Genomic DNA, 11121 nt, shown 5'->3' on the forward strand with positions numbered 1-11121 from the left:
TAATCTTTATACTAACGTTTTGCTTAAGTGGGTGTTTTCCTCAACTTGATCAAATATTCAGAAATCCATCTTGTAGGAAAGCTGAGGAAGTTGTCAAAACAGCCCAAAATAAATTCAATAGTATAGTTTTTAATGTTACCCAAGAAAGTCCCGATAAAGAAAGCATTGAAAAGCTATACTCACAATTAAAAACTCTTGAAGAATCAGAAGAACAAGCTTATAAAATATGTCAAAAAATATAGTTTGTTAATTTATATAGCTTGGTTGAAAGGGAACAGGGAACAGGGAACAGGGAACAGGGAACAGGGAACAATGAACAGTAAACAGGTAAAGGATAGCAGCGATTAATCGCTTTTTTTTCAATCCTATGTTTACATATAAAATCCCAATTATCTATTTATTATTGTCACGAAACTAATCCTGATCAAGACCATAAGATTTCAACATTTTTTCTCGCCGTTTACGAGCAATTGCTTGGAGATCAATGTTGCGATCGGTCTCATCAACAATTTCACCGGTTAGCACCTCCAGTACATCTTCCAGGGTGACTACACCAGAAACACCCCCATATTCATCCAGTACAACCATCAGATGTTCACGGGTTTGCTGAAAGGTTTTCAGTAGCTTATCAGCGCGAACAGTTTCAGGGACAAAGCGGACTTGACGAATCAGAGAAGCAAGGGGTTGGTTATGTTTGTCTTCAATGATTGCTGTGAGTAACTCATCTTTGAGAGCAATTCCAATTACTTGATCAATAGAGTCTTCAACCACAGGCATCCGGGTGTGAGGCGAAGCAATAATGCTTGGTTTAGCCTCAGCCAAAGTGGTATTACCATGCAAATAGGTGGTAATAATTCGCGGAGTCATTAAATCAGATGCAGTCAAATCATTTAACTGAAATACTCGTTGGATCATTTCTGCTTCATCATCTTCAATCACCCCTTCTTGATACCCAACCTTCGCTAAAAATCGGATTTCCGCCTCATTGGTGGTAGGAAGTTTTTGACCTTTAGTAAACGGAGCAGTAATTTTTTCCATCAACCACACCAGAGGCGTGAACACAACGGTTAAGAACCGAACTGGTAGAGCCACGAGTAGGGCGATGTTTTGGGCGTAGATCTGACCAAGGGTTTTCGGGACAATTTCCCCAAATACAATAATTAGAAAGGTAAATAGACCTGAAAAAACCCCCAACCAAGCCTCTCCTAAGACCCTAGCAGCAAGGGAACCAATTACGATGCTGCCAACAATGTTGAAGGTGTTGTTGAGAATAACAATGGTAGCTATGGGTCGGTTCATGTTTTTGCGAATCGCCAGTAGTGCTAACACTGCAGGCTGGTTTGACTGCGCTAACTGTCGGACTTTAACGATAGGCACTGAAAACAAAGCCGTTTCTGCCATAGCACAGATGGCTGAACCCAACAGAACAATCAGTACTGTGATAATTACTTCAAACATGGTAAATGTGATTAGGCATGAAACCAATGGCTGGTGCGCTACGCGCAATTGTTACCCGCCTAATCCCTGATTAACTCACCATTATTGATTTAACCGCTAATTAGAAACTTCTGCCAGTTCAATTACACGATCGTCGAGATCCTTGACCAAAAAGTTAAGGGGCTTGAGGGTGCGCACTTTGTATTTTAGGCGTCTCATCTGCACCAGCATCAAAACTTGATCCAAGCACTGATGATCAAAGCACACGTGACGTTGTTGGTTTTTATTGCCCAAGCTAGCTCCGGAAATCACGTGGAGCTGGGTATTCTTCTTTAACTGGTACCATAGCCCATCAGCACCACTGAACTGGGTAGCTTGGGTGGTTCCCAAATTGGTTGACATATATAGGGGGTCAATGCTGGTACTCCCCATGGTCTGCTCGTAATTATAGTAGTAATGTAGGGGGACTTCTGCTGCGGATAACTCTAGCAAGCCTTCATAAAACTGTCGCGCTATTGCCAAATCAGACACCATGATGGTGTGAACTTTTGGAGCGCTGGTCAAAAACATCCACATGGCAAAGGCATAGGCACCTAGGAGCATTACCATGATGCCTTGAGTGGAAAACAGGCTATCTAAAGGCAAAGAGGGTAAAAATGCGCCAAGAGGCAGGGGCGAAGTTAGCCGGGAAATAATATCAACTGATAGAATCATAAACTTAAACAGAGTTAGCAACTGAATAAATTAGTTTAAAGGTCCTTATGAACTTTTTCTCCAATCGTAGGTAATATTATTACCATCAGACATTAGCGTACGCTTTTTCTCAATTTTAGCTTCAACTGAAGGAGCATCGGAGCACCAAAGGTTGTAGACTTGGTATCGGCATCCATCTCCTTCATCTTGAGGTCTAGTGCAGACCTAGGATATTAGGTCCCGACATTGATCTACTCCAATGCCAGTTAACCATCGGCATTTCCCCTTTCTCAACATGAGGGGGTTGTGGTGAGATCAGGATGCATCTAGTCTAATTCTCCTAATTACAGCTTTTATTGAAAGATTGTGCAAATCCCCCATTTTCCTGAATCTAAGCATCCACTTATTAAATCACTGTTTCATCATAGTGATCAGGAATTGCTGACTTTGTTTCAGCGTCATCGGTCTGAAGGGAAGTACTTTACAGCAATTTTCTGTCGCTACAGTCCTATTGTCTATACATTAGTGCGGCACTCAGCGCGATCGCCTGTGCAGGCGGAATATCTATTTGCTCTGACTTGGCGTCACATCTATCACGAACTGGGTGGCATGGATTTGCGGGAGGATTATGGACTAGAGTCAACGTCCTTCCAAAACCAGATCATAAACCTAACGGCGGTTTGTATTAACCAGGCAGACTTGCCACCAGTGGAATCTATTCACTATAACCTTAAGGTAGCACCACCACCCTTGTGGTGTTATCTGGAGATGGCATTGGAACAGCTACCACCAGCGGTGCGGTTGATGGTAATCATGGCTGGGACCTTTCACTGGAGTGAAACGCGAATTGCGGCTTATCTGCAAGCGGAGGGAGAAATGATTACTCCAGCTCAAGTGAGAACCGAACTTCAAGAAGGCTATGAACTGTTGGAAGCTGCTTTACCCGATGATATCCGGGTGGTCTATCTGGGGGTCGAAGCCAAGAATCGAGAAGAATCTGATCTGTTTGCAGTACCGGTTTTGAGTGAATAAAGGGCGGTTAGTTTGCACCCTTGATCGGGGTACTTTGATCATAACTTCCATAATAGCAGAAATGTTGATCAAACGGAGTCTTTTGGTATGGCGAATCGTAGCAGGTTGCTGACTAGTCTTTCCGGAATAATAGCGCTAGCCTTTACCCCATTGGTAATGTTGGCTAGCCCGATGGCTTGGGGTCAGACTCGGAGCATCGACCAACAACTGGCAATCCCTTTAGACAATCTTCGTGACCGCAAAGCAAGAAATCGGGCAGATTTTTTCCTGGAGCAGTCAGAGCTGGCTAAACAGAGTGGTAACTTGAACGAAGCGATCGCGTATTTGTCCCAAGCGGGAGAAATTTATCAGCAAATTGGTGACTTTGAGGGATTGGGTAAAACTTACAATTCCCTAGGTCAGACTTACGCCAAGTTGGGACGCTATCAGGAGGCAGAGCGAGCCTTGCGCCGAGGCTTGGGTGCTGCCCGTTCTCAACAAAGTTTTCAGCCACAGATTTATAGTATAAATAATATTGGAATATTATTGCTGCAAACGAGAAACCTGAAAGCAGCCCAAGAAGCTTTTATGGAAGCACTGACCATTTCCCGTACTATTAAGGATGATGACGGTGAAGGGTTGAGTCTGAATAATCTAGGCTTAGTGGCAGCTCAAGGGGGAAATTATCCCGAGGCGATTAAGTGGTATGAAGCTGCCCTAGTTTTACGGCGTCGCTCTCGGGATAAGTTAGGTGAGACGAATATTCGGAATAATTTGGGAGATGCCTATCTCGCCGCTAGACGGGAAAAAGATGCTTTGTATTCTTACCGCATTGCCCAGATACTGGCTGAAAAAGTTGACAATGTTTTCAATCAGATTCGTGCTATTAAGGGTATAGCTTTAACCCATATCGCTACAGGTAAGAATCGGCAAGCGGTGAAAGCACTGAAGGAATATCTGGCTTTGGCACAAGAACAAAACAATCGCCGTGAAGAGCTAGTTGCTCTAAAGTTGTTTGCCCAGTTATATCAAGACACTGGTAATTTGTTGGAAGCTCGGAGTTTTTATGAAAAAGCGATCGCAGTGGCTCATGCTTTAGGAGATATTCAGGAAGAAACATTGTTGATCAGCGATTTAGCTGAAATTATTTATGTTAGGCATTAGTCCTTAGTCATTAGTCCTTGGTCTTGAATCCAGTTTTTGAGACTAGTATAAGTTGATTGGGCTATCTGTTTTACCTGGTTTTGAAGTTTCCATTTTTGGAAAGCTCTTTCATAGTCTTCGCCCTGTATTTGATAAGTATTCCACGCCCTGAGTGCTATCCACAAACCCCAGAACAATAAAATATATAAAGACCAAGACAGGTAACCAACGTTAATTAGATTGATCGCCACTAAAAAACTATTAACGATTACAAACTTTCCAAAACTTTTTTTTAGTTCGCTACGTCGGTAACTATTGAATTCATTACGTTTTTGCTGTTCTTGTTGCTGGGCTAGCCATTCTCGTTCTGCTTCTAAGAGAGTGTGGATTGAAATCCCTAATTCAGCAGCAATTTCGACCAACTGTTCACGGGAAAATTCTTCAACCATTTCCTGACGTGCCAGGGCTAGATTGAGGATTTGCTGGATGTCTTGTTGGTTGTAAGAGTGGGTGATTTTGGTTTCAAAGACGGACATCGTTTAGTCAGTTTCACTAGTAGGAAGGGGGGTAGTGCTTAAAGAAGATGTTGCTCTAAACACGCTTGAGCGGTGCTTAATTTTATTATGCCGATGGAAACACAGAGGGGTCAAACCACCTGCATTCCTAAAACCGCACTAAGCGTGGACGGATTTTACGGCATTTGAGCAATCGGCAAATCTTTTACATTTCGTTACGATAGAACCATGAAAGACGAAACTACTATCGAGTTGCCTTAAGGTAGGTTAATTGTTCATTGCTCTTGGTTGATTGTTGATTGGCAAAAGCGATAAACCCTTTACTGCCAAGGATAACTGGCAATCGTATCATGATCTATTTTTCATGAACTATTTTTTATGAAATGTTAATCATGAACCATACCCTATCTACTACCTTAGAAGCCAACTTGGTATAAAAAAACGTCTTAGGAGAGTTTGAGGTAGTCTGCATGAACGGCAGTATTCGTGTTGGGAATTTATTTGGGATTCCCTTTTATGTGAATCCAAGCTGGTTTCTAGTCTTAGCTTTAGTCACCTTTGATTTCGGAGGTGACTTAGCAAATTTTTCAGGATTGAGCGGTGTTTTGCCATGGTTTTTAGGATTTGTGACTGCACTTTTGTTATTTGCCTCTGTGTTAGCTCATGAACTAGGACACAGCTTTGTGGCGATCCAGCAGGGAATTGAGGTTAAATCTATCACCCTCTTCCTATTTGGTGGTCTAGCTAGCCTGGATAAAGAATCAAAAAGTCCACTAGAGGCGTTCTTAGTTGCGATTGCTGGTCCAGCTGTTAGTTTGCTACTATTTGCTCTACTATATGCCGTTCAGGCCAATGCCAATCTAGCTAGTTCATTGGCATCTATTGTTGGACTCCTCGCCTCCATCAACTTGGCTTTAGCATTGTTCAACTTAATTCCTGGTTTACCCCTAGATGGGGGTAACATCCTGAAGGCACTGGTTTGGCAAGTTACGGACAACCCACACAAAGGTGTGTTATTTGCTAGCCGTGTTGGTCAGTTCTTTGGTTGGGGAGGAATTATTTATGGAGTGCTTCCAATCCTACTGTATGGTAACTTTAATGGCATCTGGTTTGCCTTAATTGGTTTGTTCTTGCTGCGAAATGCTGGCATGTCTGCCCAATCTGCTATGGTTCAAGACCAGCTAGAGGGGTTGACAGCAGAAGATGCGGTCATTGCCAACAGCCCAATTGTATTGGCTGATTTGTCTCTAAGGGAGTTTGTCAACGAGTACATTATCGGTAAAAATCAGTGGCGCAAGTTTCTAGTAACCGATGAAGCCAGTCAACTGCTAGGAGTTGTGGTAGTGGATGATCTCAAAACTGTTCCTACCTCTAATTGGCCGGTGACTCCAGTAAGAGCACTGATGAAGTCTGTTAAGACTTTTAGAACTGTTCAATCGGATCATTCCCTGTTAGAGGTTGTCAAAATTCTGGAGAAAGAGCAGCTAGATCAGCTACCTGTGGTTAGTGACAAGGGTGTAGTTCTGGGAATTCTGGATACAGCTTCCATTCGCAGTATCCTCGAAGAACGAAAAAAGGCTATTAACGATAAAAGGTAAAAGGTAATGGGTAATGGGTAACTCAACCAACTCGATCACCCAACTGGACTTGAGTACCCAAATTTTTGGTCAAATTTTTTCAAAAGACTGTGCCATCACTTTCTATCTGAATCGGGGAAGAGCCTCCTGGTCTCAATTGAGCAGCAATTCTACGTCCTGCTGTCCAAGTTCCTCCTTGTAAGACTTTTACTAGTGGCAATTCAGTAGCACTCAGGTTCAGTTGTTGACGAATAGTTGCTGCTATTTGATCTAGCAAACTAACGGTGAGTGCTCGCCACTCAATAATCACTTCGGAGCTGGGTAAGTGAGACTGTTCTAAAATAGCGCTATCCTTGACCTCTAGTAATCCTAGATCTAAACATAACCCCCCATTCCGATATTCTGCTAAGCCAGTCAACTGATCAAGTTCAGTAATCTCTAAACCCAGTTCCTGTAATGGCTCTAATAGGGAGTAGGTTAACCACTGGGAGAGTTTGTGAAATGGTACATACTCGGAACCGTAGTTATCCCCTTTGAGAGCAGAATGTTGCCACACATCCCCTAAATTGACCCCCGCGATGGATTCTCGTTTTGGCCAAATATCCCCTAATCCCTCCAGGACGGTGCTGAATAGGTTAGTGGCACTTAGAAGGTTGGCCGGTTCACAGGTTGCAGGTTGTAGCTTGGCAGGTTGTAGGTTAGCTGGTTGACAAGTTGCAGGTTGCTCCTGGAGAGGTTGTAAATCTGTCAGTGGCTTGACCCAACTTTGGTTGTCTTGGCAACTTTCAGGGTTGAAGTTGCTAAGCTGCAATCCCTTGGTAACCTGCAACTTATCTAGGAATTGGTAATTTACCAAGTAATTTACTAAGTTGCCAGGACGAGGATTGACTTTGCCAAACATATGTGGTAAGCCCACGAGGGCTTGACCTAAGCGCTGTAGTAAGGCTAGCCTACCGTCTATGCCTATGAGTGGATTGGTTTGACTGACCTGGAATCCCTGGGCTAAGTGGTGGGCGCTCAAGGATTGAAGTCCTTTGGCATCGACTTGCCAAGGTAGGTCTGGGTCGCTGGAGAAAGCTCCCTGACAGAACATGCGGAAACTAGCAACGGCTAATCCTTCGGAACGGCGAAACACTAGTCCAGTTTCTGCTTCATGATACTGCCAATTGCTGCCAGCCCCAGCATCGAGTAGGACACTAATGATGACTAAGTCGAATTTGGTTTGGGCTTTTTGGAGTGGAGTGAATCCTACTAATTTCTGGTCTAGTTCCCGAAGACGAGGGACATTCCCTACCTCAAAATGCCGCCAGCGACTATGAAATGGGATCTGGAAATCGGGGTAGTGCTGGTGCATTACCTCGATGACATAGTTAGCTACTTGCTCTAGCTTGGTTAAATTGCAGCGAAAGTACTGCAACTGGTCAACAGTAGCTAAGGTGAAAATGCGATCGCATCTCTCCCGAATTGCCCATGGGCTTCTTAAGTAAGCGATTAACTGCTGTTGTGCATTATCCACAGGTGACATAGGCAACAGGGAATATAGGAAGGCATAGAGAATAAGCAATTCGGGAGTGACTAAGGACTCTTGACTAATCTGCTAAACCACGTCCTTGAATTTCAGCCAATGCGATCGCATCTAGTTCAGTTGTATGTTCAGTGTAATAACCAGCAGCTTTTTTGGCAGCGATTTCTACTTGGGCATCAGCGGGAATCAAGTGTTCTGGAATGGGAATGCGCTGAATAATCTCAATACCGGATTGAACGATAGCGTTATATTTCATATCGCTCATGGAGACAAAACGGTCAATTCGTTTAATTCCCAGCCAATGGAGCACATCAGGCATTAGTTCTTGGAAGCGGATATCTTGAACCCCAGCCACACACTCTGTACGGTTGAAGTAGGCATTAGCGCTATCACCTCCTTCCTGACGTTTCCGGGCATTATACACTAAAAACTTAGTTACTTCACCTAAGGCGCGACCTTCTTTACGGAAATAAACAATGACACCTGTACCTCCACCTTGGGCTGTCTGGACACAGACTTCTAGACCATGGACTAGATAGGGACGACAGGTGCAGATGTCGGAACCGAAAACATCGGAACCATTACATTCATCATGAACTCGTACAGCCAGCAGTCGATTGGGTTCAGTAATGGCTGCCACATCACCAATTAAATAGACAGTGATGCCACCAATGGGGGGTAAGAATACCTTTAAATCGGGGCGGGTGATCAGTTCCGGGAACATGCCACCGGTTTGCTGAAATAGAGCACGGCGCAGGTAACTTTCTTGAATGTTCAATCGCTGGGCAATTCCCGGTAGATACCAAACCGGGTCAATTGCTACTTTAGTGACTACTAAACTACCATCGTTTTTAATAATTTTGCCATCAATTGCTAAACGGTTTTTCTCTACAGCATCCTGTAGTTCTGGCATATTGATATGAGCTTTGGTGATAGCAATTGTGGGTCTAATGTCGTATCCCTGCTGATATAAATCGCTATAAACTTCACCTACCATCGCCCCAAAGGGGTCGAGAGAAACAATCAAATTAGGGTCAGTCCAACTGGGATGAGGACCAATTGGGACAATGGGCGCAGTGTTGGTGAGATCCGGGCGGTGATTAGGCTGGAGTGTACCACTGGCTACGGCTAAAGCTCGATACACTGAATAGGAGCCTGAGTGAGTACCAATAACATTCCGATGAGCTGAGTTAACTAAGGTACCGACAATGGGTCCTCGTTTGAGGGGGTCACTTTCTCCCCAGTTAATTGCTGGAGAATTTAATCTAGAAGAGCTAGGATGGGAGGTTAAAACAATATGCTTGGGTTTGCTGATAGTTGTTAAATCTTCCATTAGAGTTACTCTGTAGAATGCACCAACAAGTGTCTAGGTCTTAGATGCTAAGACTTAGTTAATAGGGATAAACTACTATAGTAACAATTTCTAACAGAAGTATAAGTATTTTCTATTGATCTTGCTCTTGTGGGGAAGAATTGCGGAACCAGTGCCTTGAGCTGTAACATACAAAAAACTAAATTACGCCACCATGACTCCAAGCTCAGGGGTTTCGTATTTTTGGATTTCTCAGATTTTTAGCGTCCGCGCCCTTACCTTAGCAGCATTCATATTATGTATGAAGAAATTTCGCATTCTCTGTTTTCTCTTGTCGCTCTTCTTGGTCATCTTTGCTGTTGCCAGGATTTCTTCTGCCCAGATAACCGATCCCATTCCCGAACCAATTAAAAAGTCAGAACTCTCTGTCGGATTGGAAGAGGTTGTTCAAATTCCCAACAGTGGAACTGGAAGAAATAAAGCTGCTCGCTTGAACCTGCTTACCCATGCAGGAGATGGTACCAGACGATTATTTGTTAACGATATGCGTGGCAAGTTGTATGTCATTGTTGACGGCACTGCTACTGTTTATATGAATCTGAAAAAATTAATTTGTGCAGACTTTACTTATGAAACTCCTCAACAGGGCTTCGCTTATTTTGCTTTTCATCCAGAATTTGCTGACAATGGAATTTTTTATACTGTAACTAGCGAAGTTAAAACTGGCGGTACTCCTGACTTACCCGTTACCAAACCAATTATTGACAATAACAATAACATTATCGAAAGTGCCCACCACGATGTAATTCGCGAATGGAAGGCAACAAACCCTTCTAGCAATACTTTTGTCGGAACATCCCGTGAGATTTTGCGCATTGAAGAGCCTTACCCAGATCATAATGTTGGACAATTGGGCTTTAATCCCAATGCTAAACGAGGGGATGATGATTATGGTTTACTCTACATTGCAGTAGCTGATGGCGGTAGTGATGGCTACCCTGTTAGCGATACCGATCCCTTGGATAATGGACAGGATCTGGGAACACCGCTGGGCAAAATTCTCAGAATCGATCCCTTTGGCAAAAATAGTGTTAATGGTCAATATGGTATTCCTCGTGATAATCCTTTTGTTACAGATGAAGAGCCTAAAACCTTGGGTGAAATCTGGGCTTATGGACTGCGTAATCCCCATCGTTTTAGCTGGGATACTGGTGGCGAAGGCAAAATGTTGATTGCTGATACTGGTCAGGCTTTTATTGAAGAAGTTAATCTTGGTATCAAAGGAGCTAACTATGGTTGGGGCGAGCGGGAAGGTACTTGGGTTATAAAGGAAAATAATGAAAATGTTTTGTTTGCATTACCCAAAAACGATCGCTCCTATGGCTATACTTATCCCGTTGCCCAATATGACCATGACATCCCCCCCGACATAAAAGGCTTCTATGGAATTGCGATCGCTGGTGGTTATGTTTATCGGGGCAAAGCAATTCCTGAATTAATCGGTCAATACATTTTTGCTGATTTCGCTCATGATGCAAGATTTTTCCACGTTCCTGTAGATGAACTTGTCAATGGCAAACAGGCAAAAATAAAAGAACTCAGACTCTTTGACGGAGAGCAAGAAGCTTCTTTTCTCGAAATCATTGGTAAAAAACGCTCTGATGTGCGATTCGGGGTGGACGAAGAAGGAGAAATCTATGTGACATCGAAACAAGATGGTAAAGTTAGGAAACTCGTTCGTTCCCCAAAATACCCTATTGACCAGAATAGTTTGGAATAATGATGGTTATGGAATTCACATTATTGTAGGTTAGGTTGAATGATAAAACCGAACAGAAGCCAGAGAGCGATAGGTTTTGGTATCGCTCTACCCATCCTACAAATTCAGTATTATTAATCTGAATTATA

At 43.3% G+C, this 11121-nt stretch carries 10 protein-coding genes; 5 read left to right on the forward strand and 5 right to left on the reverse strand.

Annotation, left to right across the window (positions count from 1 at the left end):
- Window positions 1-242: hypothetical protein (locus F6J94_RS22200; RefSeq protein ID WP_293044214.1), on the forward strand; the 242-nt coding region annotated here is incomplete at its 5' end.
- Window positions 243-414: 172 nt separating this feature from the next.
- On the opposite strand, the gene F6J94_RS22205 is transcribed toward F6J94_RS22200, so the two are convergent.
- Together F6J94_RS22205 and F6J94_RS22210 are read right to left on the reverse strand one after the other, a co-directional pair.
- Window positions 415-1458 carry a hemolysin family protein gene (locus F6J94_RS22205; RefSeq protein ID WP_293018808.1) on the reverse strand — a complete coding sequence of 348 codons (1044 nt, stop codon included), beginning with the start codon at window positions 1456-1458 and terminating at the stop codon, window positions 415-417.
- A 96-nt stretch (window positions 1459-1554) separates the two neighbouring features.
- A complete protein-coding gene (locus tag F6J94_RS22210) occupies window positions 1555-2151 on the reverse strand; it encodes a glyoxalase-like domain protein (protein ID WP_293018807.1) in 597 nt (198 codons plus the stop codon).
- A gap of 345 nt (window positions 2152-2496) precedes the next feature.
- Between F6J94_RS22210 and F6J94_RS22215 the strand changes: the two genes are divergently transcribed.
- Together F6J94_RS22215 and F6J94_RS22220 are read left to right on the forward strand one after the other, a co-directional pair.
- Window positions 2497-3162 (forward strand): sigma-70 family RNA polymerase sigma factor, encoded by a 666-nt coding sequence (locus F6J94_RS22215; protein WP_293018805.1) that lies wholly within the window; start codon window positions 2497-2499, stop codon window positions 3160-3162.
- A gap of 87 nt (window positions 3163-3249) precedes the next feature.
- Entirely contained in the window at window positions 3250-4305 is a 1056-nt protein-coding gene (locus F6J94_RS22220) for a tetratricopeptide repeat protein (protein ID WP_293018804.1), read from the forward strand.
- Here F6J94_RS22220 and F6J94_RS22225 read toward each other — a convergent pair.
- Window positions 4302-4820 (reverse strand): 2TM domain-containing protein, encoded by a 519-nt coding sequence (locus F6J94_RS22225; protein ID WP_293044216.1) that lies wholly within the window; start codon window positions 4818-4820, stop codon window positions 4302-4304. The two genes, F6J94_RS22220 and F6J94_RS22225, sit on opposite strands and share 4 nt — an antisense overlap.
- A gap of 449 nt (window positions 4821-5269) precedes the next feature.
- On the opposite strand from F6J94_RS22225, the gene F6J94_RS22230 reads away from it, so the two are divergent.
- Entirely contained in the window at window positions 5270-6397 is a 1128-nt protein-coding gene (locus F6J94_RS22230; protein ID WP_293044218.1) for a site-2 protease family protein, read from the forward strand.
- A gap of 79 nt (window positions 6398-6476) precedes the next feature.
- Here F6J94_RS22230 and F6J94_RS22235 read toward each other — a convergent pair whose 3' ends face one another.
- Together F6J94_RS22235 and F6J94_RS22240 are read right to left on the reverse strand one after the other, a co-directional pair.
- Window positions 6477-7901, reverse strand: a complete 1425-nt coding sequence (locus tag F6J94_RS22235; protein ID WP_293044220.1) for a URC4/urg3 family protein — start codon at window positions 7899-7901, stop codon at window positions 6477-6479.
- Window positions 7902-7965: 64 nt separating this feature from the next.
- Window positions 7966-9234 carry a GTP cyclohydrolase II gene (locus F6J94_RS22240; RefSeq protein ID WP_293044222.1) on the reverse strand — a complete coding sequence of 423 codons (1269 nt, stop codon included), beginning with the start codon at window positions 9232-9234 and terminating at the stop codon, window positions 7966-7968.
- Between the two features lie 280 nt (window positions 9235-9514).
- Here F6J94_RS22240 and F6J94_RS22245 point away from each other — a divergent pair, with 280 nt between their 5' ends.
- Window positions 9515-10993 (forward strand): PQQ-dependent sugar dehydrogenase, encoded by a 1479-nt coding sequence (locus F6J94_RS22245; protein WP_293044224.1) that lies wholly within the window; start codon window positions 9515-9517, stop codon window positions 10991-10993.
- Window positions 10994-11121: the final 128 nt, after the last annotated feature.

This window comes from Moorena sp. SIO1F2, assembly GCF_010672755.1.
Taxonomy (GTDB): domain Bacteria; phylum Cyanobacteriota; class Cyanobacteriia; order Cyanobacteriales; family Coleofasciculaceae; genus Moorena.